This is a genomic window from Rossellomorea pakistanensis (genome assembly GCF_016908495.1).
Lineage (GTDB): Bacteria > Bacillota > Bacilli > Bacillales > Bacillaceae_B > Rossellomorea > Rossellomorea pakistanensis.
Map to the genome: position 1 here is coordinate 1,028,390 of NZ_JAFBDZ010000001.1, position 24,262 is coordinate 1,052,651.

A 24,262-nucleotide genomic window follows, 5' to 3' on the forward strand; every position below is an offset into this window, starting at 1 on the left:
TTCCCGGTGCAAATATGTCAATTTTGTTGTTTTTATGTGTATTTTTACCGAGGTACTCAATCAGAAAAACAATAAAAAAAATAGAGAATGGCTTATATAAGCTATCCTCTAAAATGTTTATCATTTTCCAAATTAGGTTGTGTCTGATTGTTCCTTGATGCATAAAGGTTTCGATATTGACCTGGTGTTACCCCCTCTGTTTTTTTAAACTTCCTCGTAAAATTTGCCACATCTATATAGCCAGCTTTTAAAACGATATTTTTAATCGTCTCATCTGTTTCTGCCAAAAGTCTTTTGACTTCTTCGATTCTTAAATGCCATACATATTGAGTAAAGGTAACTCCTGTTTGTTCTTTGAGAAATCTACTTAAATAGGATGTAGATAGTTTGAATTTTTGTGCAATATTTTCAAGGCTAAGGTCGTAATTTGAAAAATTATCATTTATATGAGATATGATTTCATTACAAAGTTTACTATTATTATTTTCATTTCTTCTTTCTACTTCATTACAAATATCAATGATTATTGGATAAAGGTTTTTTTCTAGGTCTCCAATTGAATTGAATTCAACAACCCTATTAATATCCTGAGTTTGATCATCTAGTCCTATCTCTACTGCCACTTTTAAAACGGTATTAATAATATCGAAACATAGGCACTTAATCATCTGAACAGAAAGTTCTTTATTTGCTACACTTTCAAACATGTATTTTATTGTTTCAATTGCGACAATTTGGTCTCCTTGCTTTAAACTTTGAACAAATTTAATTTGTTCTTCTTTTGGATAACCAATTGTCCGTTCAGGCCTGGAGCTGATGTCTTCAAAATATGTGATACTATCTCGATCATTCATAAATCTATTCTCTAATGCCGCCAATGCTTCTATAAATGACCGATTTATTTTACTTTTTTCATAATACAAATTCCCTACGGATATAATAGGCTCAAATTTAAAGTTCTTTTCTAATAAACACTTTATTTCAGGGACAATCTTCCGTGGGCCTACTGAATTTTCGACCGATTGATCTATACTAATAATCAATGCAATGGCATCTTTATAGCCAACTTCTACCCCATAAGAAGTTGCTTCGTTGAAAGTTAAAAATGAAAGAAAACGAATTATTTCTTCTCTTTTTTGTGGAAATTCCTTATTAAAGGAAACAAGTACAACAAAATATTGATCACTTTTCATTACTATTCCCAATGAGTCTAATAGACTGTTGATTTCATTATCATCAGTTAAATGACCATTTAACATCCTCATAAGATATTGATCTCTTACAAAAGGAGCTTGGATATCCATCTTTTCACTTAAACTCTCATGATCTTTTAATACCTTAGCCACCGTTACTTGTATAGTCTCGAGTTCATTACTATTATTGATATCATAAACACGATGATTATTCTTTGTAATAAAGTCTAAAAGATTATGAATAGGTCGATATTGATTCCTAGCTAGTAAAATCGCTGCACCGCTTCCTGTAAGAACAATTGAAATTAAAAGCAGGGTTAAAAATTTTTGTAAATTAATCACCTTACTAAAAAATTGATCTGTGGGCATAACAGTAACAAAGGTCCATCCACTTATTTCGGACTTTACTGAAACGACGGAGTATTCATTACCTTTGTGGTTAACGCTGGATACACCTGATTTATCAATTTTTTCCAGTTTCTTAATATCTGTTTTCCCAATACTATTTAAATTGGAAGTCAGAATATTTTTATTTTCATCAAATATATAAGCGTTCCCTTGAAAGTCACCTAGAATATCCTTTATTGAACCTGTTATCGCAGATTCCTCAATTAAGTAAATCACCGCTCCATATGGAGTTGCCGTATTACGAGAAGTTGGGTGCAAATAGGTAATCAAACGCTCTTTTTCATTATTTTTCACTGTAACAGATTCAGCAGGAAAAACGATTGGAAGATTGCTTTCTAATGCTTTGCTTATCTTTTTTTTCTCCGATTGATCAAAACGATAGGTTTGTTCAAAGGTTTTGAATGAGTACGATCCATTTGAGGAATATATTTTAGTATCTCCGTGGTAATAAAGAAATAATTCCTTAATAATCGAGCTGTTTGCTTTATATTTATTTAGCTCCTCTATTGCTTCCTTCCCATAAAAACCATCGTTTACCATATACGGTGATAACCGATGATCATATGAAATTCGTACAGCAAGCTTTTCTAATTCCTCCATTCGATCATCGGTTAAATTTTTCACTTGATTTAATTTGTCAATATTGGATTGTTCAATACCTTCTCTTAAACTAACTACTGAGTTTTGATAGATAATAACACTCATAAAGACTAAGGGGATGAAAAACATGAGTAGATACGATAACATGTATTTATATAATAGCTTAGAATGAATCTTATGTAGTCCAAACATATTCATGACCACCTTCAAAATAATGAAGATACCAATATTAATGAGTCAATGGTATATCTTATAGATGATTAGATAACGCTTTCAAAACGGAGTTTATTAGAAAATTAAAATACCATTAATATTAAAATTATTTTTAATATTAACAATATTCAATCTTTTAAATGAAGTCAAGGGTTGAGGAGTCTATTTTCATTTGATATTACTGCGTTTATAGTAAATAAAAAATAAAGGTTAATCTAAAGTAATTATACTACTAGATCAGCCCTTAATCTTGTTTTTATTTTAAAATATACATAAAGTCCTATGCCTTATTCGTTCTATATTCTACTTTTTTAAAAGATATTTCCTTTCCTTTTTGACTAGATTCATAAATTCCACATAATATTTTCATCAGTTCAACACCATCTTCAACTGGACTTAGTATCAGCGCTTCACCTTTACAGCATTTAATAAAATGATCGATCTCATTTTGAAATGCTTGATTAAAATCAAATGCTTAGGAATCAACTTATGGTTGTGCATATAATATCGTATCCTTTTTTTCCGTCACAATAAGAAGTTCAGGCTTGATCTCAGCCCCTCCTTTTTCACCAAATAACTTAATAGAGGTTTCATCATTTTTGATATGAAGGGTGTAGCTCACATCTACAACTAATGAGGATCCATTGTCAAAACGAATAAGAGCATTTGATAGAACTTCTACCTTATTAATATCGGGATCATAATCAGCCGCTTTGTAAAAGGATAGATGATTAATATGAGATCGGTTTCCTAGCTTAGAATATGCATTTCCATAACTGATTTCACTTTAGGTTTTCCCATTAGATACCAACAAAGGTCCATTATATGGACGCTCAAATCAATAAAAGGTCCGCCGCCTGATCTCTCTTCGTCAGCAAATCAACCACCAGGGTTTCCAAGACGTCTCAAATTGGATGCCTTTTCATAACAAATTTCTCTAAGGTCTCCTGAATCGATAAACGATTTCAAAACGTTTGTATTTGAGGCATATCGGCGTACAAAGCCTACTTGAAAAACTTTATCGCATTTCCGTACAGCATCTTCCACTCGTAATGCCTCATTAATTGTTTTACATAATGGTTTCTCAACTAATACAAGTTTTCTAGAATTTAAGGCTGCAATAGAAATTTCGGCATGGGAATTATTCCATGTACAATTACTAACCGCATCAATTTAAGGGTCATTTAGTAAATCGTGATAGTTTGTATAGTATGCTTCTGCGTTATGTTTTTTCATTGTTTCATGTGCTCTTTGCTCGTTAAGATCACAAACTGCATGGATTTCAACATCTTTATTTTTTGCATACGCCTGAAAATGCAATCGGAAATAGACTCCGCTCCGATTACGCCGATTTTTTATTTTACCATCTTTAACATCCTCCCTTACATTTAAACTTCTTTCCAAATTCTACGTACCATATCCAAACCTATTTTTGATGCTTCCAAACACTCCTCCATACCTTCGAACTCGATTGAAATATAGCCATCATACCCAGATTGTTTAATGACTTTGATAATCTCTACAAGGTTGATATCACCATGACCAGTGATGGCCCCCCTTAAATAATTGCCAGAACTCGTTTGGAACCAACCTTCTCCCATATTTCTTGCAGAAGATCTAATATAAAAGTCTTTAACATGGATCATCGATGCATATTGAATGTTTTTCTTCACAGCAGATACTGGATCCTCATCAACACATAGAAAATTCCCAGTATCAAGAGTTGTCTTGAAGTTCTCTTTGTCAACAGAGTGTAATAATCGTTGAACTCGGTCACTTGCTTGAACATAATACCCATGGTTCTCAACACTTGTTACAATATTAAATTGTGCTGCATATTCTGCTATCCTCTGGCAAGCCTCTGACAATATTGGTAAATCTCTTTCAAACTCTTGAATCGATATTTCGTTAGGTGCTTTCCAGGCAACATCATGCCTCATAAGCTTTACTCCAAGTCGCTGGGCTATATCTACCTCTTTTTTTACTCGGGCTATTTCCTCTTCAAATTCTTCTATACTTGGTTTTAAAAAGTCAGCACCAACTGCATAGTTTGAGACCTCTATTCCTACTACATCAGCTTTTTGCCGAATAGCATCAGCCAATTGAAAATCATTGTCTAAATGAAACCCCATAGGTACAATTTCAATATGTTCACCACCTTGCTCTGCTACCCATTGAATAGCATCTAAGATCGTTAACTTTTTTGCGTTCATTGCCCCAAGCAAACTGTATGAACTTATTCCAAGTTTCATATTATCCTCCTCCTAAAAAGTAAAGTTCCTATTCATTTGTTAACTAATCGAAAATTTTGAGTTTGAAAAAGAAGAGAGTTGTATCGGAAGCCCAGTATCTTTAGAATGGTTTGCTCCAACGAATCCAACCCTTACTTTTTCAAGAAGGTCCTCCATTAAATTCTGATTTATCTGAATTTATTAAAATTTACTCCTCTATTAAATTTCATGTAAATATGTTAAATTTGCTATCGTTGTCTAGTTCAAGATAACTCAATAAAAAACCCTTTAATTAAGGTCATTTAGGTTGATATGTCTTTTTTGTAAAATTATGTGGTTTATTACTTTTGTTATAAAGTTGGAAAAAAATCATAGTCATTTCTATTCACAATCGATCACTAAATACTGATTATTCACATCATTTGTTCCGTATTCTCAAAAGACCTAAACACCTTATTTCCAACCCACATAACAGGAAATGCTAACATAGGACCTGCGAAAAAAAGAATTAGAACAGGAGCAATAAACAATATTGTGATTATGGTCATGAAAGCTGCTACCACGAATAATCCATGTATTGGTCTTATAAATCCAATTAGAAAGGATTGCTTTAAGTAAGAGAAAGGTTTCAAATCGTAATGAACAAATGTAGGAAAAAAGAATAACAGGGTCAATATGTATAAAAAGGAGAAAAACAGTAAAACGAGATGTACAAAAAAGTTACCTATATATTTTTGCGAAACATATAAATCTAAAGATAAAAAAACTCCTACTGCTAATAATACAAAACCAACCATATTCGACCGGACAAAGCAATCTTTGTATGTTGCTGTAAAATATTTAAATATAGTAATATCTGTTTCTCCTCTTAGCCATTTTCGAATAACTGAAAATAGTGAAATCGTCGATGGAAATAGTCCGAAGATAATCCCTCCAAGCAAAGTAAATCCAATCCAAATTAGATTCAACATCATTATTTTAAATAGCCACGATCCTTTATTATTAAACTGTTCCCAAAACCAACTCATGATTGAACCCCCTTCTGTATAATGTCCATGATACTTTCAATCAATTAACTCCGCCTCATCGATACTTTCGACACCGATTGCAAGAAGACCTTCTAGAAGGTGCTACCCGTAAAATTAGACTGTGTAATAGACACCCTATAGTTGTATAGCAACCGAAGACCAATTTTCAAAGCAATTGGTTGCTTAAAGACTTTTTCTTCATTTATAAAGCCGCTGTCCCGTAGTGGATCAGAATCACAACTTGGTTAGGGACAGCCGCTTTTTGAAAAATCGTTAACTCCTTCTATTTAAATTGTATTTTTTCTATTTTAGGCGCGCTATGCTCGGGAGCCCATTGTCCTACTGATTTCTTCCTCGGAGATCCCGTCTACGGAGAAAGACTTTAAGTGAATTTGGAATTGGAAAGGGTATTTTTTAATTGATATGGACTCAACACATCTGGTCCACAACTTGCAGAACCAAGTCCATGCTGTTTATGGTCCAAATTGAGAGTAATAAAATCTTGTTTTACTAATTCATAAGGATGTTGGGCTTTATCTATATTTTCAGTTGTATAATAATGTGCACTGAAATCGATCCTAGGCACTCCTACTATAATAAAGCCTACTCCTCTAGCATTGGTTAATGAAACCCAGCGCACATCATGACGATTTCCATTTTCCTGAGGATAAGCGTAAGGAGTATAAAGCTCCTCAACCCTACTTGAATAAACTCCGAAACGATTTGCTAGTTTACTATCGACATAAGCTTCTTGTATAAGCCTGTTGGATTTTCCGTTGGAACATAGGGTGGAGTTACCGGGAAAGGATATTGAACATTTGTATATGCGGCTTACCATAACCATTCAATTGCCAATGGGAGGGAACCTGCAGATCATCCCAATCACTAACATCATAATCATCAGCATAAAAAAGTGTGGAGCAGATTCGGGTTTCTCCTAATAACTGAATTTCCACATTCCATTTAAAGATTAAAGCCTTTGGATCTCCCTCTTTCATAAGTTAAGGCATTCTTCTCATTAGTAAATAATAGAAAGTAAGCACGGTCCCCCTATGTAAGACTGAAAGGGTTTCCCAATATTTTTTTTGAGTCATTAATATTCCTCCATTACCAAATTGATTAGCAAGAAGTAAACGCCCTTTTATTTAATTATTGATTATTTAAATGTGGAATATGAGAAAATACGTGTAATAGAAACGAATATGATAAACTAGTAAACTGTATTCAAAATGTTCACTATTAAATACTGTCATAGTCAATTAAAAGTCCAAAAACACTAAAAAAATACCCTTCCTAATAGCAGGATGTTCAAAAGAGATTTTAATAGATAGAGGTTGCCCCAATAAGTGTCGGAACCATGGTATTTGGAGAGATCCTTTTATATTTGGTTGTGGTTCCTGACACCATGATATTGAGACAACCTCTGCCGTGACTAATATTGCATTATTTACTTTTTTGAATAGTCTGTTAAATGAAACAAACAATAAACTACCTTATGATGGGATCAATGGATCATTTAGGAATAGTAATGAGCACTTGACCATCCTTTATTTGAACTTTAGCACCTACTAATCCATTTTCCATTAACCAATCGCTCCCATGAATACTTAGTACATACCCATTATCGGGAATCTGTGAATTGTTACCACCTCTTTTGACAATCGTTCCATCCTCCACCGTCACTTCATAACCATAAATATTGGTTCTAGTGGTTTCACCATGCTCAGGAGTATACTGGATAAGCTCTCCCGCTCCGCGAACCTTGTTCACACCATCCAATGGTCTAGAAAGAATGTATTCACCATAAATAGCTTGTATCAGAAATGGTTTAATCACAAATTTACCGACCTCTTGAGGAATTGCATCAAGCTGACTAATCAAGGAAATTAATTGTTCTCTATACTGACTTTCAGCATTTATATCTTCCATTTTCTGTGCCATTAAAAGATCAACAGCTATTTCACCTGCTTCCCCAGATAGTGCAAGCTTCTCTAAATATGGATCGATTTCATTAACAAAGCTTTCATTCCTCATATTTTGTCGAAGTCTTTCTGGCACTGTTTGTAACTCCCTAAATTCATCTTTCAATTTCTCTGCTGCTTGTTCTATATTGTTCGACTCATATGAATCCCAAAATTCGTCAATCAAAGGGGTTAACGTTAAAGATTCCTTATCACTGAGTCTAGAGGAATAGGAGTTTTCTGCAAAGATTTTTAAAGATTCTGCCGCGTCACCCCCAAATGATTCAATGCTGCGTTCCCATGACTCCTCAGGATTATAGTTATAAGGATTCCATGTATAATCAGCAATCGTAAACAACGGGATTTTGGATGCCTCCGCTTCATTCATTGGGTTTGCAGTTAATCCAATCACCCCATTTTCCGATAAATCGGCATCCCTTTTTACGAGTGGACCGAGAAACAAACGATTTCTATCAAAATCGTTCACAGGGTAATTGTCCCAGATTAATAGATCATGTTTAAAGATTTCGGAAACCTTTTTCGCCCCGTCTGAGGTTATTTTTTCAGGGACAACCGCTGGACCTGTCCACATAACAACTGTATCTTCATTTACCAATTCGGCAAATCGCTCTCGATAAGGATTTAAGTGATTTCCGGCATAATCCGTGGGAACCGTAATCAGTCGTTCTGCACCTTCATGTTTTTGGATAAATTCATCGTTAAAACGATTTAGTAAGTAAGCTTGGGCGGCAGCTATAGGGTTTTCGTCATTTCCAAACTTTTTCTTGTCCTCCTCACAATGTAATTCGTAGCTAATATCATCCAGAAAAATTGCGTAAGAACGTACGCCTAAGTCCCATACTGCTTGCATCTTATTCATTAGCAATTCAAAGTCCTTATCACTTGCGTAACAAACCGTATTACCTGGGGATAGTGAAAAGGTAAATTCAACATGATTTTCCTTTGCCTGATCGATCAGTTCTTTCAATTCGTCTAATTTGTCTTCTGGATATGGTTCACGCCACTTTTCACGATGAAATGGGTCATCTTTGGGCGCATAAATATAGGCATTCATTTTATTGTCTCCGTAAAATTCGAGCTGACTTATTCGATCTTCATGAGACCACGGAGGACCGTAAAACCCTTCAATCGACCCTCGAATCGGCATTTCTGGCCAATCACGAATTTCTACAGTTGGAACCCAATCACGCCCGGGTTTATCTTGAATCAACTGTTTAAACGTTTGAACTGCATAAAATGTACCAGATTTGTCTTTACCAGCAAGAACGATTTGTTTTTTACCTTTTTGACCCGTAGCCAAAACATACCCTTCTTCTTTCATCTGCATAGGACCGTCCACTCCAAGTTTTTGTAATACTTTCATGGAATCCAGATTTTCAGATGGACCGCCTATCCAAATCGTAACAGGGGTATTAGGTGCTAGTTCTCCAGCGCTCTTACGGATAATTTTCTTTACATCTGCTGCTTTTAAAGTCTCAATAACTTCTTTAACTGCTGCTTCATCGGTATTTGCGCCAATAACCAGTCCGACAATAGGGGGTAACGGAAATCCGCTCCCATCTTTTTCAATCTCCTGAGGTAGAGGATTAATGTTTAAACTTGCTTCTTCTGAGCTTGCATTTACATTCCTGTTTCCAATCACCAAAGATAGGATTAACATGAAAACTAAGCTGAGCACCAATAGATTTTTGCATCGATAAAAACTCCTTTTTTGTCTTAATTCATTTACCAACAATATCACCTTTCCCTCTCAAACATTCAGAATATTATATCAATTAAGCGCTTGCACCAAGATTAACAACTAGATGTCTATTTGTCTATACCACTTTAGATCTAAATAGCTCACTTTTATAACAAAATATTCTATTTTTCAAACAGACCATAGTACTGATTAATAATCGGACTCGATGTACTACCGTTAAATAAATTAAACAAATCGTCGTATTTACAAGGGATCACTCTATCATTAAACTTAGAAAAGTTAGAACATTATAAATTTTAACTGTCTAGAAATCAATTTGGGAAAGGAGCGAGAATCTTGAAAAAGAATATAGGTATCGTTGGAAGTGGTGAGGCTGGCATACAACTGGCTTATGCCCTACGGAATGAATTTGATATCACGGTTATTCACTCTCTCTCAGCAGATGAGATCCGAAACGGCCGGATTATGTCTACGCAAGTGCATTTTGGTTCAACGAGGAAACGTGAAAATCGCTTTAATATGCCGAAATGGGAAAATGACAACCTTCTAAAAAGCATTCATATTACTATTGGGAATCAAAAGCTATTTGCAGGGATGCTGAAAGAGCCAGCATCATCTGTTGATCAGCGCCTTTATTTTTCTAACTGTATGAAGGATCTTAAAGACAAAGGAGTCACTTTCCGTCATGAAAGGATAGAAAATGAACAACTAGAGGGATTGATAGACGAGTATGACTTAATGATTGATTGTTCAGGGAAAACAGGTCCACTCTTTCCTTTTCCGACTGAAGAGGAACTTTCTCCTTTCAAAATGCCTCAACGGAAATGTGTAGTTGGGTATTTTCTTGGAGTTAAGCCAAATCATCCAGTAGGGGTAAATGTAACGGTTCTACCTGAAATCGGTGAAATGTTCGAGATCCCTGCCATCACAGAATACGGGCCTGTAACGATCCTATTTATTATGGCCATGCCTGATCGTGACTTAGATGTATTTAAAGGGATCAAGAGTGCGCAAGAGTTTACGAATCAAATGAAAAATGTCACACAAAGGTTTTTTCCTGACATCCATAAACGAATAGATCAAGAAAACTTCGCTCTATCAGATGAACGTGGTTTCCTTCAAAATGCCATTAATCCAGTTATTCGAAAGCCTTATGTAACATTTAATCATAAACTTGTAGTTGGCTGTGGTGATAGTGTATTTCTTAATGATCCGATTACTGGTCAGGGGTGTAACCTCTCTTCCTATTGTGTAGAGCAACTGTCTGATACATTGGTTGATTATAAGCATTCTCCTTGGAATCATAAGCTAGGAGAAGAATATTGGAATCGAACAAAATCATTTGTGAGGGAAGTAACGGAATGGACAAATGCAATGACCCAACCGCTCCCCCAGCATATTGTTCAATTATTGTTAAAAGGGGCGGAAGATCAAATGGTAGCAGATGAAGTAGCAGAATGGTTTGCTGATCCAAGGAAAGCACATGAAGCCTTTTTTCAGAAAACCACTTCATAGAATTGAATCCAGTTTAACATGAAAAATAACATAAAAAGCTGGATTATTTATCTGCCAACCTCTCTGCAACTTAAAAAGAGACCGTTAAACTGGTACTATTTTCATTGATCAAAGTAAAGTAAAGTAAATCATAAAAAGACCTTGAAAGACATCAACGTCAATCAAGGTTTTTATTTGTTTAATCCTTGGTCCTTCATTAGCTCGATGAAAGGCAGTAAGGGTCTCTTCAATGTTCTCATTTCCGATCATAATAACACCCAAAATGGAAGTGTTTTGAATGGTATTTTAATTCGCTTTTTAAGCGTGAATCAATGGACATTTATGCCAAAACGATTGAAAAAAAACCTTTATAAACAAAGAAAGAAGGCTGTCCCTATACTAAAGTGTCAGGGACCACAATTTCAACATAGAAGAACCCCTTAAGACATCTTCTATATATGAACAATCATTGTGGTTCCGGACCCCTTATCAGACAGCCCCATTTCTGTGTCATTTATTTAGGAAGCACCTCAAAACGGAACCCCTCTATGAGAAATTACCTGTTTTTTGTTCTAAATTTTTGCGACTTGGCTTTTGAATTCGATTGAAAAAACCATTTTTCCACCTTTAACTTAATCCGATACGTTTTTTAAGATATCAATTGAAAAATCTACTTTATACCTCGGTCTATGAACGAACTTTATCCTTTTTAATCTGTTTACTACGAAGCTGACCACAGGCCGCATCAATATCTGTCCCTTGCTCTACGCGAACGCCGCAATTGATTCCATGATTCATCAATGTTTCATAAAACTTAAGAATCGATTCTTTCGTACTTCTTTGATACTGATTATGCTCATCAACAGGATTATAAGGAATAAGGTTCACATAGGATAAATGCCTTTTGTTTTTAAGCAATTTAGCAAGTTGAATGGCCTCTTCCTTATGATCGTTTACATCTCTTAAGAGTATATATTCAAACGTAATTCTACGATTTGTTTTTTCTAAATAGTAATCAATGGCAGGCATTAATTTCTCTAACGGATAGGCTTTATTGATTTTCATAATCCGAGTACGGAGTTCGTTATTTGGTGCATGCAACGATACAGCTAGGTTGATTTGGATATTTTCATCGGCAAAATCATAGATTTTATTGGCTAAGCCACTCGTTGATACCGTGATATGTCTCGCTCCAATGGAAAGTCCTTTCTGATCATTGACCACTCGAAAGAAATCCATCATATTATCATAATTATCAAATGGTTCTCCGATCCCCATTACAACAATATGACTGACTCTTTCATCCTTTCCTGATTCATCAAGATGATGTTGAACATTCATAATCTGTTCGACAATTTCTCCACTCGTTAAATCACGATTCTTTTTCAATAAACCACTGGCACAAAATGTACAACCAATGTTACAGCCTACTTGTGTAGTTACACAAACCGACAAACCATAATTAAATCTCATTAGAACCGTTTCAATTAGATTTCCATCCTGCAGCTTAAACAAGAACTTAATGGTTCCATCCTCTGATTCTTGTTTAATTTCCTGTTTTAATGTTTGGATAAAAAAATGTTCTTCTAACAATTTAATACAGTCTGCATTCAGATTTTTCATCTGAGAAAATTCTGTTACTCGTTTTTTATATAGCCAATCCCAAACTTGTGCAGCACGAAACTTTTTCTGTCCATGCTCTAATAGCCAGGATGTAAGTTGATCTAGTGTTAATCCGTATATGGACTTTTTTTCCATTTGTAACCCTCTTTTCAAAACAATACCTTTTACTACTGTTCTATACTACTTAAAGTATGCCATTGTAGCAACCCATTTATAATAGAAATTGAATTAATTTATGCATTCATTGCTTATATAGGGAAAAACGTTAAGAAACGGTCACCATGAAAAAACGAAGCTTTACTTTTTTTGATCAAGTTTCCTAATTCAAATTCTGCATATAGAATACCTTTCCTTTGAAAGTATTCTTTGTAGTAATCTCTAGTATTGCTTTGGTCATATTGGTCTCTTCCAAAGTTTATTTTGACCTATTGTAAATGCTCAATCTGAACAGATGGTTGGTTAAAACTGACAATCGTATTGCTCATTCACTTTCACCCCCTCACCATTTATGTCTGTTCAGCTAATCAACCTAACGATAGGCTTTATGACAATAAGTGAACTTTCGTTAGCTGGATATAAAATTGAACCGGATATAAGTCTAAGTTGTTTATTCTTTAATAAAAAGAACCCCCTTCATATATTACGAAGGAGTTTTCCCAAACCGCTATGATTAATTTCCTGTGTTTAGAAATGGGTGTCAGCAGGAGTAACTCCTGTATCATTTTGTACTTCCCCACTTACTGGCTTTTTGGACCAGATGGTAGCGAGAATGGGTCCAGAGATATTGTGCCAAACCGCGGCAATGACACTAGGTAAAGCTGCTAAAGGACCAAAGTGAGCTGTGGCCAATGCTACTCCAAGACCAGAGTTCTGCATCCCGACCTCGATGGATATGGCACGACGATTACCTTCATCCAGCCTCATTAGTAATGCTGTTAAATAGCCAAGTAAAAGTCCGAATAGATTATGAACCATTACTGCAGAAAAAATTAGCAAACCAGAGTTAGAGATACTTTCGACATTAGCAGATACCACTGCTGATACAATGATAATAATGGCTAATACCGATATCAAAGGGATTGCCTTCGTACTTTTCTCTACTGCGGTTGGCAATAATCTTCTAATCACGACTCCAAGTGTAATCGGTACAATGATTACTTGAACGATCGAAATAAATAAAGAGATTGGATCTACAGGTAACCATTGACCCGCCAACATCAATAATATAAGTGGTGTTAATACCGGCGCAAGCAACGTAGAAAGTGATGTCATTGCGACCGAGAGTGCCAGATTCCCTTTGGCTAAATAAACCATTACATTTGATGCCGTACCGCCTGGCACTGAACCAAGTAATACTAGCCCAGCTGCCAATTCGTTTGGTAAATTCAATATATATGCTATAAATAAAGCACCTAACGGCATGATGACAAACTGCGCTAAGACTCCAATTATGACGGGTATAGGTTTACTAAGTACGATTTTAAAATCGACCGGCTTTAAAGTTAGCCCCATCCCAAACATCACGACCCCTAATAAAATCGTAATATAGCCATTCAACCATAGAAAAGGATTCGGAATAAAATAAGCTACTACCGCTACACAAATCACCCAAAATGCGAAATACTTCCCAGCGAGACTACTTATGGCTTCTATTAATTTCATCGATTTCTCCTTTTCATGTGTACAAGTTTATGAGGATTAAGGATTTCTTTTGGATCAAGCGCCAGTTTAATTTTCTCCATTACTTGTAATGCTCGACCATGCTCTTGGTGTTGATATTTCATTTTCCCAACACCAACACCATGTTCACCTGTACATGTACCGTTACGCTGTAATGCATATTCAACAATTTGCTCATTAAATTGGTCTGCTTTCTTTACCTCTTCTGCATCGTTCATATCAATCATCAACAATACATGATAGTTTCCGTCCCCAACGTGTCCGAGAATCCCACCGTTTAGTTCTAGTTTCTCTACCTGACTTCTTGCATACTGAATGGCACCCGCCAATTCAGAAATGGGTACACAAACGTCTGTGACCATAAGCTTTTTACCAGGGTTACCATGGACGTAGGCATATGCAAGATTGTGTCTCGCTTCCCACAGCTTATTTCGGGCGGCATTATCTTCTTCAAAATAAATCTCTTCGCATCGATGATCCGAGACGATTTCTTTTGTGAACTCAACATCAGATTTGAGACCAGCTTCATTCCCATGGAACTCTAAAAATAAGGTAGGCTTTTCTCGATAATTCGTATCATTAAAAAGGTTGACTTGAGTCATTGAAAGCTCATCAACAAGCTCGACTCTTGCAATTGGTATTCCCGCTTGTAATATCGAAACAACAGCTTCTACCGCATCACCTACCGTTTCAAATGAGGCTCTAGCTGCGACAATATGTTCAGGAATTCCATATACTTTTAGCGTTAATTCCGTAATACAACCTAAGGTTCCTTCAGATCCTACCATTAGGCTGTTTAGATTGTAGCCTGACGACGATTTTTGAGCTAAGTTGCCTGTATGAATAATCTCTCCATCCGCTAGTACGACTTCTAAATCGCGGACTTGATCTCGCATCACTCCGTACTTTACTGATGTGGTACCACTGGCATTCGTGGCTGCCATTCCACCTAGGGTAGCATCTGCCCCTGGGTCTACTGTAAAGAAAAGGCCATATTTTTTTAATTCTTTATTTAACATGGAACGGGTAACTCCTGGTTGGACCTTGACTAGAAAATCCTTTTCTCTCACTTCAAGGACTTTATTCATAAGGGAGAAATCAATGGTAATGCCATGATCATAAGGGATAATATGACCTTCCAAACTCGTCCCTAATCCAAAGGGGATAATTGGCGTATTGTGCTCATCTGCCACTTTAACAATCGCACTGACTTCATCAGCACTCTCTGGAAATACGACCAAATCTGGAGAGCTCGATCCATGATATGATTCATCTTTGCCATGCTGTTCGAGTATCGTTTTATTCGTTGTTACTTGATGATCTGTAAGAAACTCCTTTAACTTATCGATTAGACTGTTATCTAAGGTGTTCATATGTATCTCTCCTCCTTTAATATGATTGGTTGATAGAAAATAACAAAATTCTATTATTCGAATTATACACAACAATCAGAATATTTCAACCATAATAGATATGATGGATCCCTTTCAAATTATATTCGAATAAGGTAAATAGTAATTTTTTCTTCTCTTTATTATGGTTCATTTGCCATTTTATCTCATCTCGATATTAGAAGTGGTTTAAAAAAGGAGATATCTTTATCTACCCAGCAGCATTTAAAACCTGTTAAGATTTAACCATGAATGACTTTGGAGGTATGCGATATGAAAATATTAGTAGTAGGTGCTGGTGCAGTAGGAGGTTACTTCGGGGGGCGATTGTTAGAAAAAGGAGAAGATGTTACTTTTCTAGTACGCGAGAGAAGAAAACGGCAGTTACAGGAAACTGGGCTTGTTTTAAAGAGTATTAACGGTGATGTAACACTAGAGCCCGCCTTGATTGAGTCTGGTGAAAATGTTGAGCCTTACGATGTCGTAATACTGTCGATGAAAGCCTATCATTTGGAAAAAGCGATCAATGATCTCCGTCCTTATGTAGGTCCAAAAACAGTGATTATCCCGCTTTTAAATGGGATATCTCATATTGATCAGTTGGTTACTGCTTTCAATGAATCCAATGTGATAGGTGGATTATGCTATGTAGAATCAACCTTGAATGAAGATGGTCATATAATCCAAACCAGCGGTCTGCATGATTTGGTGTTTGGGGAAAGAACGGCAGAAAATACGGAAAGAATGACTAAACTTCAACAAGCTTTCAGTGGAGCAAAAGGGAACTATATCCTTTCAGAAAATATCAATAGAGAAATGTGGCATAAATACCTATTTATCTCCACATTATCAGGGGTTACTTCCTTATTCCGTTCGCCAATCGGTCCTATTCGCGATGACGAGTTTGGGGCTGCCACGATCCGAAGCACATTAAAGGAAGCATCTTCCATCATGAGAAGTGTCCATGCACCACTAGCAGATGATATTGTAGAGATCAATTGGAATAAGCTTCATTCCATTGGCCATAAGATGAAGTCTTCATTGCAACGGGATATGGAAAAAGGAGTAGCTGTAGAAGGCGATCATTTTTATGGATATTTATTGAGGATTGCCAAGGAAAAGGAGATATCTGCTCCGACTATTGAAAAGATTTATGCCAATTTGAGGATTTATGAGAATCAATAATACAAAATAAAATACCATTTCGTTATGGATCCTATTTGACTAAGCTATGAAGAAAGAATTATGGGGCTGTCCAAAAGGAGTCCGGAACCACTATGTTTGTCCGTATGCAGAAGATGCCGTGGGTTTCTTCTACATATTGAAGTTGTGGTTCCTGATACCTGTTTTTTAGACAGCCCCAACTATTTTTTATCGTGTGTAAATACTAAAAAAGTAAGTATTTAAGTCTCCCTTACTACTTCTTAAAAAAAGCATTCTTTCCCAATCGTTCAATAAGCTTAGGAAATAACTGATAGGCAACACTTCCCACATTCATCCAGCCAGGCAAATTGATTTCCCGGGTGTTTGACATCAATGAAGAGACCACTTTTTCGGCAACATAATCTGGATCAAGCATATATTTCTCCACGTTTTTCACATAAGAGCCAGTGCTGTCTGCGACAGTAAAAAACTCAGTCGCGATTGGTCCCGGATTTACTGCTGTTACATAGACCCCTATACAGGAAAGTTCCATTCTTAAACTATTGGTGTATCCTAGTACAGCATGCTTTGAAGCTGAATAAGCACTTGACTTTGGCGTTGCAAGTTTACCAGCCTGTGAGGCAATATTGACGATATGTCCACTTTTTTTCATTTGCATATCTGGAAGCACCTGCTGTGTGCAGCGAATTAACCCCAATACATTCACATCAAACATACCTTTTATGTCTTCAAAGCTTGCTTCGTAGGCTTCATCAAAAATTCCGTAGCCTGCATTATTGATTAGAATATCGATGGGTCCTACTTCATTCTTTATTTTTGAAAATAACGGAGGAATCGCATCATATTGGGACACGTCCAATTGATAAGCCCATGCTCGGCCAGTATTCTTTTTTTCAATGCTGTCTTTTAAAGCAAGAAGCTTATCCATATTCCGTGCAATAAGGACAACATTTGCTCCAGCCTCTGCAGAATTCAAGGCCATCCGCTCACCGATTCCGCCAGAAGCTCCTGTAATCACAATATTCTTTCCTTGAATTCGATTATTCATCTTTCCCCTTCTTTCTATCTACAAGAATACTTCAATGTACCGTTTTCATTGGACACTGTTACAAGTCCCAGCGAATCAAGATAATCTAGCTGTGCCACTGTCTCAGACAATGTAAGTCCTAATTCTGTTTTATACACCTTCGGAAATAGCTTTTGACAAAGTGTGAAGATGGTCTCCTGTTGGTCACCAATCAATTTCAGAACAAATAACGCTCTCTCATGTTGTTTTTTCAATCGTAAATCAATGACTTCCTTTACATCTACAATATCTTCCCCATGACCTGTAAGAGCATATGAAGGTGAAAGTTCCTTTAATTTATGTAAGGAATGATTCAACTGAAGTTGTGGCTTCGCCCTTTCTATCAACTCAAATGGCGGCTCAAGTAAAGGGTTAGGAGAAATATGTTTAAGAAGATGATCACCTGCAATAAGAACTCCATCACTCTCTCTAAATAAAGAAATATGGCTCTGTGCATGCCCAAGTGTTTCGATGACCTTCCATCCTGCAAAAGGATCTGCGTCATTCAATTCGCCATCAAGATGACGCTGACACATAAACTTCAATGAGGCCCTAAGTTTTTTTAGGAATGGTAAAAATTCTTTCGGGACTCCTGCTTGCTGAAACATCTCCTCAAAAAATGCATCATGTTGTTCATAAAATCTTTCTGTTCGATACAACCATTTTTCTGCATTAGGATGAGCCCAAACCTTAATATGACCTGGCAGCCAATCGAGAAGACCAGCGTGATCGGGATGATGATGCGTTAACACAACCTGTTCAATATCTTCTATCTGATAACCTAAATGTGTTAGCTGTTCACTTAAACTTTTTAGTGCTTCATCAGTCTTCGGCCCAACGTCTATCAGGGTCAGAGCGTCACCCTTAATAAGATAAATATTAACATCGCCAACGGCAAAAGGGGTTGGCAACGTGATTTTTGCAATATTCTGATGTAACCATTGAGGTACCATTTAATATCCACCACTTTTTCTTTATAAAAATGAATGATCCTTCATTTTAGTTTACCCTTTTTTAACAAAACTGTCATGGGTGATGGTTTTCTTTGTAAAGTTTTTATAAAATAATGAAATTACCCCTTGACAGACAAGCTATTGATTCAGCATAATCACATATAATAATTAAAATGCGATGATAAAGAATAGTAGATGCTTGAAGATGAAAGAGATTGAAGTCCATCGGCTGGAAGACTTCATCATCCCCTCAATCATTGAACCTACCTTTATAGCAGGCAGGAAAACCTGTACGTATTTCCGGCGTTACCGGAACCTGAGCGTGTTTCCTTTAGGGGAACAAATCAAGGTGGTACCACGGAAGATACCCTTTCGTCCTTATATTTTGGACGAAAGGGTTTTTTGGTTTTAAAAGATTGTTGTTTTTTAAGAACATAAATTTTTGTGAAATAGTTGGACTTTGCTGCAGGTGCGAGACTCCTGCGGTAGAAGCGGGATAGATGAGACCTAAGCAAGAGCAAAGCGACGAAGAGGCTCACCGCCCGCCACGCGGAAAGCGAGAACCTGCAGCGAAGACCAACTAACTCCTTTCCAAATGACAATATGTTTACGAAAACAGCTTTTTTAAAAAAATAGGAGGGGTAATAATGAAGACAGTATTTATCGGTGCGGGATCAATGGCAGAATCCTTATTGGCGGGAGCACTAAGAAATGGTGCCCTTTCTAAGGAAAATATTTATATGACCAATCGTACGAACAAAACGAGATTAGTGGAGTTACAGCAAAAATATGATATCAACATTTCTTATGATGATGAAACACTCCTAAACGGAGCTGAAATCGTTATTTTAGCGATGAAGCCTAAAGATGTAGCCCCAGCGCTTAAAGTGTTGAAAGCGTTCATTTCTGAAAATACTTTAATCATTTCTGTTTTGGCTGGAATAAGCATCCACTACATTGAGGACACATTAGAATTTAAAGGGGGCATTGTAAGAGCTATGCCTAACACATCCGCAACAATTGGAAAATCCGCGACAGGAATAGCCTTTAACGATGGGGTCACCCATAAGAAACTAAATCTCGTTCTGTCCCTTTTTAATTCGATAGGTATGACAGCTATAATCGAGGAAGAAAAATTAGACATTGTGACGGCTCTATCAGGTAGTGGTCCTGCCTATTTTTACTATATTGTCGAAGTGTTATTAAAAACGGCAGAGGAAATGGGGTTAGATCAATCCCTTGCCAAGCCTTTACTTGTGCAAACCCTTCTAGGAGCAGGTGAAATGCTTGCAACATCCGGACAAGAGGCCAAAACATTACGAGAAAATGTCACGAGCCCAGGAGGAACGACAGAAGCGGGGCTGCTTGCTTTGGAAAAAAACCATGTCAATAGGGCACTTTATGAATGTTTACACGAAGCCGCAAAGCAGTCAAAATGTTTAAGGGAACTATATCAAAGCCAAGCTAATGCTAAATAGCTTTATGGAGGGATTCCCATCATTACTTTTATCATTTTAATCGCAACTCTTATCGTTTGGATCGGAATCTCCGTTGATATATTTTTAGGGCTAAGAAGAATTCCCGATTTAAAATCATTTTCCCCTAATACAGAAGGTGAACTCGTTTCGATTATTGTCCCAGCCAAAAACGAAGAGCACAGTATCCGTGAAAGTATCCAAACTCAAATTTCACAAAGCTATCAAAATGTAGAGTGGATTCTTGTCAATGATCGCTCCACAGATCAGACGGGGAAAATCATGGATAATTTACTTGAAGTAGACTCACGAATTAAAGTCCTTCATATTGAATCTCTTCCATCTGGCTGGTTAGGAAAAAATCACGCACTTTATCAAGGAGCGATAGCAGCGAATGGTCAATTGCTTTTATTCACAGATGGTGATATCCGCTTTCATAAAGAAGTGATTGCTAGAGCCGTTACTGCTCTAAAAACAGAAAAGGTCTCCCATCTTACAATCACTCCAACACTAGTAGCTAAAACTTTTTGGTTAAAAGCGTTTGTAGGGTTTTTCCTATTTGGATTCTCCTATTATAAGCGACCTTGGAAAGCAAATGATTCAGATTCTTCTATTGGAATCGGGATTGGGGCCTTCAACCTAATGACGCGAGATGCTTACGAAGAGATCGGTACGCATGAAAGCATTAAAAATCGCCCAGATGATGATCTACAAATTGGCACTCTAATAAAAAAGCATGGTCTAGAACAACGAATCATTACAGGTCTCCCATATTTATCTGTCGAGTGGTATCAAAGTTTAAGGTCTGCTTTAATTGGTCTCGAGAAAAATACATTTGCGGGACTTCATTATAGGTTGACAATGGTGTTTGTCTCAGTAGTTGGCGTTTTTCTTTCACAGGTTTACCCCTTTCTGACTCTTTTTAATGTAGACAAGTTTATTTTTTTCCTAAGTGTCTTGAATGTTCTTTTCATTGCCTTTAATTTTGTGGCAGTCACAAGAAAAATGACGAACTTCTCACCCTATTTCTTTTTTGTCCTTCCAATCACTGCCGTACTCTTTATTTATTCAATCATTCGAGCCACAATATTAACCTTCATTAGAGGCGGTGTTATCTGGAGAGGAACGAAATACTCCCTTCATGACTTAAGAAGACAGAATGGAGAGTAAAAGCAGATTATTTCCTCCTTTTCTTTCTTCTTGCTATAATATGATTGTTATTTAGGGAATCGAAATATAAGGAGAGATGATATCATTGACTAGAAAGCTTTTTGAACCATATAAGTTAAAAAATATAACGCTCAAAAATCGAATTGTCATGGCTCCAATGTGCATGTATTCAAGTCATAATGAAGATGGGAAAGTTGAAAATTGGCATAAAACGCACTATACAAGCAGAGCTGTTGGCGGCGTAGGATTAATTATTCAAGAAGCAACATCTGTTACCCCTCAAGGACGAATTTCTCCTCAGGATCTCGGGATCTGGAGTGATGATCATATTGAAGGGCTATCAGAGCTCGTCAGCCTTATAAAAGAACAAGGTGCTGTAACCGGAATCCAATTAGCGCACGCTGGAAGAAAAGCAGTACTTGAAGGTGAAATCCTTGCCCCATCTGCCATTCCTTTTAATGATAAAATGAAGACTCCAAAGGAAATGTCTTTGACCGATATAAAAGAAACCATTCAAGCATTCAAGGATGGTGCCATCAGGGCAAAAAAAGCTGGCTTTGATGTGATTGAAATTCATGGAGCTCACGGCTATCTCATAAACGAATTTTTATCTCCTTTATCCAACAAAAGAAGTGATGAATATGGCGGTTCCGCTCAAAATCGCTATCGTTTCTTAAAGGAAATTATTGATGAAATAAATACCGTTTGGGATGGTCCACTACTTGTTCGTGTTTCAGCAAAAGACTATCAGGATGATGGTTTAGATATTGGCGATTACATTGAAATGAGCAAATGGATGAAAGCACAAGGTGTAGATCTCATTGATGTAAGCTCTGGTGCCGTAGTTCCTGCTCAAATCCCTGTTTATCCTGGATATCAAGTTAAATTAGCGGAAGAAGTCAAACACGGTGCAGACATTCCGACAGGAGCTGTAGGACTCATCACTACTGGCATTCAAGCGGAAGAAATTTTACAGAATGAACGAGCAGACTTAATATTATTGGCTAGAGAGCTGCTCAGAGATCCATATTGGCCAAGAACGGCAGCCAAAGAGCTTCAGACTGAGCTTGAGTCCCCTAAGCAGTATTCTAGGGCTTGGAATTGAATTTCTCCATTTTCCTTACTATAAAAGCCGTGTGATTTCAGCTAGGAGATCACACGGCTTTTTAATTATGATATAAATAAAGATTGTTCCCAATCAACTCCAGGTTCTTTCAATTGTTGTTTCTTCTTCACCAATTTCAATCCGATAGACATCTGGATTTGAAAGGGCGAATAATTCCTCGAAACCAGATTTTTTATCAAAGTAATGTAGTAATAAGGTAGATAAATTCCCGTGACTAACTAAAATAATTTTTTCGTGGGGATCTCTCAATATCTTTTCCACCATTTCAGCCGCTCGTTTGTACCCTTGCCGATTCGATTCTCCACCAGGAAACTCCAAGTCCCAATCATCAAAGCTATCCTTTAATTTATCCTTCCAATCAGAATAGCTTTCACTACTTAATACTCTCTCACCAAGGCGTTCATCTTCAATTATCGGAATTCCTTTGTGTTCAGAAAGAGGGTTGATTGTGTCTATTGCTCGAGTAAAGGGACTTGAATAAATTACATCAATCTCATCTTCATGAAAGAGGTCAACAAGCTTTCTCGCTTGCTCGTGTCCCTCCTTCGTTAATACAGCAGAAAATTCTTGGCCGGTTGCTTTTGCATGCCTAATCAGATAAATCGTCTTCATCGTCTCTCTCCCATTATTCAACTATTTCTAATTCAAGAAAATCTTCAGCGATTGTGCTATTAGGAAAAATCTCTTTCGCTTCTTTTTCTAATTCTGCCCACTCTTCTTTAGAAAAACGGGAGCTTATATGTGTAAGACAAAGCGTTTTTGCATCTGCTAAAAGCGCCGTATTGGCTGCCTGGTTAGTTGTGGAGTGAAAATACTGATTGGCCATTTCTTCTTGTCCCCTATTAAATGTTGATTCATGAATGAGTAAATGGGCTTTTTTTGATAAATCGATGGCTTTTTGACATGGTCGTGTATCACCTAAGATGGTAACTACTCTTCCAGGTTTTTTAGGCCCTAAATAATGTTTCCCATCCACGATTCTCCCATCATTTAAATGAACCATTTTACCTGCCTTTAAATCTTTGTAAATAGGCCCAGGAGGAATTCCATCCGCTTTTAACTTATCGGATAATAGTTCTCCTTGCTTATCTTTCTCGATAACCCGATACCCATAGGAAGATACGGCATGGTCTAATAAACCAGCCATTACCATAAAGGTATCATCCTCAAAGATCATGCCATCTGATTCGATTTCAACAATTTTCAATGGGTAAAGAAGATGGGTTTCACTTACCCTTAACGAGACTTCAATAAATTCACGGATTCCTTTTGGACCATATACCGTTAATTCATCCTTCCCCCCTTGAAAAGAGCGGCTACCGAGTAATCCAGGAAGTCCATAAAGATGATCCCCATGTAAATGGGTAATAAATATTTTTTCAATCCGTCTGGGCTTTAATGATGTATGTAAAATTTGGTGCTGTGTGGCTTCTCCGCAATCAAAAAGCCAAACAGCTCCTCTTTCTTCTAACAGCTTTACTGCGATTGACGTTACATTTCTTAATTTCGCAGGTATTCCTGCACCTGTTCCTAAGAATAAGACTTGCAATGTATTCAACTCCTCATGATCTTCCCCTACATATTAGCACAAACATTATGGCTCTTGCTTCTTCTATACTTCCTGAAGGCTAATTTTCTTAAGATTTTCTTTTCGATAACAGAACATATAAATAGTAAGGTCCGAAAATGATAACGAAACCATTTATAACTATTATCGGATTAATGGAGAATGGTAAATTATTTTATGATTATATTTCATAAAG

Annotated in this window: 18 protein-coding genes, 1 pseudogene and 1 other annotated feature; of the genes and pseudogenes, 5 read left to right on the plus strand and 14 right to left on the minus strand. The window is 36.8% G+C overall.

The window, feature by feature from the left end:
- Nucleotides 1-101: 101 nt before the first annotated feature.
- From JOC86_RS05065 to JOC86_RS05090, 6 genes and pseudogenes are all read right to left on the minus strand, one after another.
- Nucleotides 102-2,393 (minus strand): AraC family transcriptional regulator, encoded by a 2,292-nt coding sequence (locus JOC86_RS05065; protein ID WP_205168660.1) that lies wholly within the window; start codon nucleotides 2,391-2,393, stop codon nucleotides 102-104.
- 301 nt (nucleotides 2,394-2,694) lie between these two features.
- Nucleotides 2,695-3,766: pseudogene (locus JOC86_RS05070) on the minus strand (Gfo/Idh/MocA family protein).
- 36 nt (nucleotides 3,767-3,802) lie between these two features.
- Nucleotides 3,803-4,666: a sugar phosphate isomerase/epimerase family protein gene (locus JOC86_RS05075; protein WP_205168661.1), complete on the minus strand. Its 864-nt coding sequence runs from the start codon at nucleotides 4,664-4,666 to the stop codon at nucleotides 3,803-3,805.
- Nucleotides 4,667-5,058: 392 nt separating this feature from the next.
- A complete protein-coding gene (locus JOC86_RS05080) occupies nucleotides 5,059-5,673 on the minus strand; it encodes a YesL family protein (RefSeq protein WP_205168662.1) in 615 nt (204 codons plus the stop codon).
- A gap of 382 nt (nucleotides 5,674-6,055) precedes the next feature.
- Nucleotides 6,056-6,511 (minus strand): beta-galactosidase small subunit, encoded by a 456-nt coding sequence (locus JOC86_RS05085; protein ID WP_239587384.1) that lies wholly within the window; start codon nucleotides 6,509-6,511, stop codon nucleotides 6,056-6,058.
- 674 nt (nucleotides 6,512-7,185) lie between these two features.
- Entirely contained in the window at nucleotides 7,186-9,333 is a 2,148-nt protein-coding gene (locus tag JOC86_RS05090; protein ID WP_338021712.1) for a glycoside hydrolase family 84 protein, read from the minus strand.
- A gap of 360 nt (nucleotides 9,334-9,693) precedes the next feature.
- Here JOC86_RS05090 and JOC86_RS05095 point away from each other — a divergent pair, with 360 nt between their 5' ends.
- Nucleotides 9,694-10,872 (plus strand): styrene monooxygenase/indole monooxygenase family protein, encoded by a 1,179-nt coding sequence (locus JOC86_RS05095; RefSeq protein ID WP_205168663.1) that lies wholly within the window; start codon nucleotides 9,694-9,696, stop codon nucleotides 10,870-10,872.
- A 666-nt stretch (nucleotides 10,873-11,538) separates the two neighbouring features.
- Here JOC86_RS05095 and rlmN read toward each other — a convergent pair.
- From rlmN to JOC86_RS05110, 3 genes are all read right to left on the minus strand, one after another.
- Nucleotides 11,539-12,609, minus strand: a complete 1,071-nt coding sequence (rlmN, locus tag JOC86_RS05100; protein ID WP_205168664.1) for a dual-specificity RNA methyltransferase RlmN — start codon at nucleotides 12,607-12,609, stop codon at nucleotides 11,539-11,541.
- 549 nt (nucleotides 12,610-13,158) lie between these two features.
- On the minus strand, nucleotides 13,159-14,136 hold the full coding sequence (locus JOC86_RS05105; protein ID WP_205168665.1) for a bile acid:sodium symporter family protein: 978 nt from the start codon (nucleotides 14,134-14,136) through the stop codon (nucleotides 13,159-13,161).
- Nucleotides 14,133-15,527: an FAD-binding oxidoreductase gene (locus JOC86_RS05110; RefSeq protein WP_205168666.1), complete on the minus strand. Its 1,395-nt coding sequence runs from the start codon at nucleotides 15,525-15,527 to the stop codon at nucleotides 14,133-14,135. Before JOC86_RS05110 ends, JOC86_RS05105 begins: the two co-directional genes overlap by 4 nt.
- A 291-nt stretch (nucleotides 15,528-15,818) precedes the next feature.
- Here JOC86_RS05110 and JOC86_RS05115 point away from each other — a divergent pair, with 291 nt between their 5' ends.
- Nucleotides 15,819-16,730: a ketopantoate reductase family protein gene (locus JOC86_RS05115; protein ID WP_205168667.1), complete on the plus strand. Its 912-nt coding sequence runs from the start codon at nucleotides 15,819-15,821 to the stop codon at nucleotides 16,728-16,730.
- Nucleotides 16,731-16,962: 232 nt separating this feature from the next.
- On the opposite strand, the gene JOC86_RS05120 is transcribed toward JOC86_RS05115, so the two are convergent.
- Together JOC86_RS05120 and JOC86_RS05125 are read right to left on the minus strand one after the other, a co-directional pair.
- A complete protein-coding gene (locus JOC86_RS05120; RefSeq protein WP_205168668.1) occupies nucleotides 16,963-17,757 on the minus strand; it encodes an SDR family NAD(P)-dependent oxidoreductase in 795 nt (264 codons plus the stop codon).
- A gap of 14 nt (nucleotides 17,758-17,771) precedes the next feature.
- A complete protein-coding gene (locus JOC86_RS05125) occupies nucleotides 17,772-18,728 on the minus strand; it encodes an MBL fold metallo-hydrolase (RefSeq protein WP_205168669.1) in 957 nt (318 codons plus the stop codon).
- A 169-nt stretch (nucleotides 18,729-18,897) separates the two neighbouring features.
- Nucleotides 18,898-19,111: a binding site (T-box leader), on the plus strand.
- Nucleotides 19,112-19,375: 264 nt separating this feature from the next.
- Between JOC86_RS05125 and proC the strand changes: the two genes are divergently transcribed.
- On the plus strand, nucleotides 19,376-20,206 hold the full coding sequence (gene proC, locus JOC86_RS05130) for a pyrroline-5-carboxylate reductase (RefSeq protein ID WP_205168670.1): 831 nt from the start codon (nucleotides 19,376-19,378) through the stop codon (nucleotides 20,204-20,206).
- A 2-nt stretch (nucleotides 20,207-20,208) separates the two neighbouring features.
- Here proC and JOC86_RS24610 read toward each other — a convergent pair whose 3' ends face one another.
- Nucleotides 20,209-20,373, minus strand: coding sequence for a hypothetical protein (locus JOC86_RS24610; protein WP_239587385.1), 165 nt, complete (start codon nucleotides 20,371-20,373; stop codon nucleotides 20,209-20,211).
- A gap of 28 nt (nucleotides 20,374-20,401) precedes the next feature.
- Between JOC86_RS24610 and JOC86_RS05135 the strand changes: the two genes are divergently transcribed.
- Entirely contained in the window at nucleotides 20,402-21,373 is a 972-nt protein-coding gene (locus tag JOC86_RS05135; protein WP_338021734.1) for a glycosyltransferase family 2 protein, read from the plus strand.
- A gap of 76 nt (nucleotides 21,374-21,449) precedes the next feature.
- Complete coding sequence (namA, locus tag JOC86_RS05140) at nucleotides 21,450-22,478, plus strand: NADPH dehydrogenase NamA (RefSeq protein ID WP_419096014.1); 1,029 nt, start codon at nucleotides 21,450-21,452, stop codon at nucleotides 22,476-22,478.
- 93 nt (nucleotides 22,479-22,571) lie between these two features.
- Here the strand turns inward: namA and JOC86_RS05145 are convergent, their stop codons facing one another.
- Both JOC86_RS05145 and rnz read right to left on the minus strand, forming a co-directional pair.
- Complete coding sequence (locus JOC86_RS05145; protein ID WP_205168672.1) at nucleotides 22,572-23,111, minus strand: histidine phosphatase family protein; 540 nt, start codon at nucleotides 23,109-23,111, stop codon at nucleotides 22,572-22,574.
- Between the two features lie 13 nt (nucleotides 23,112-23,124).
- The gene (rnz, locus tag JOC86_RS05150; RefSeq protein WP_205168673.1) at nucleotides 23,125-24,048 is read right to left on the minus strand and encodes a ribonuclease Z; all 924 of its coding nucleotides are present in this window, start codon (nucleotides 24,046-24,048) and stop codon (nucleotides 23,125-23,127) included.
- Between the last annotated feature and the right edge of the window lie 214 nt (nucleotides 24,049-24,262).

Bases quoted from the DNA above. Each gene is read 5' to 3' on its own strand.
- JOC86_RS05105 (WP_205168665.1), bottom strand. From the start codon at position 14,136: ATGAAATTAATAGAAGCCATAAGTAGTCTCGCTGGGAAGTATTTCGCA.
- rlmN (WP_205168664.1), bottom strand. From the start codon at position 12,609: ATGGAAAAAAAGTCCATATACGGATTAACACTAGATCAACTTACATCC.
- JOC86_RS05120 (WP_205168668.1), bottom strand. From the start codon at position 17,757: ATGAATAATCGAATTCAAGGAAAGAATATTGTGATTACAGGAGCTTCT.
- JOC86_RS05075 (WP_205168661.1), bottom strand. From the start codon at position 4,666: ATGAAACTTGGAATAAGTTCATACAGTTTGCTTGGGGCAATGAACGCA.
- JOC86_RS05145 (WP_205168672.1), bottom strand. From the start codon at position 23,111: ATGAAGACGATTTATCTGATTAGGCATGCAAAAGCAACCGGCCAAGAA.
- JOC86_RS05065 (WP_205168660.1), bottom strand. From the start codon at position 2,393: ATGTTTGGACTACATAAGATTCATTCTAAGCTATTATATAAATACATG.
- JOC86_RS05110 (WP_205168666.1), bottom strand. From the start codon at position 15,527: ATGAACACCTTAGATAACAGTCTAATCGATAAGTTAAAGGAGTTTCTT.
- namA (WP_419096014.1), top strand. From the start codon at position 21,450: ATGATATCATTGACTAGAAAGCTTTTTGAACCATATAAGTTAAAAAAT.
- JOC86_RS05080 (WP_205168662.1), bottom strand. From the start codon at position 5,673: ATGAGTTGGTTTTGGGAACAGTTTAATAATAAAGGATCGTGGCTATTT.
- JOC86_RS05085 (WP_239587384.1), bottom strand. From the start codon at position 6,511: ATGGTAAGCCGCATATACAAATGTTCAATATCCTTTCCCGGTAACTCC.
- proC (WP_205168670.1), top strand. From the start codon at position 19,376: ATGAAGACAGTATTTATCGGTGCGGGATCAATGGCAGAATCCTTATTG.
- JOC86_RS05115 (WP_205168667.1), top strand. From the start codon at position 15,819: ATGAAAATATTAGTAGTAGGTGCTGGTGCAGTAGGAGGTTACTTCGGG.
- JOC86_RS05125 (WP_205168669.1), bottom strand. From the start codon at position 18,728: ATGGTACCTCAATGGTTACATCAGAATATTGCAAAAATCACGTTGCCA.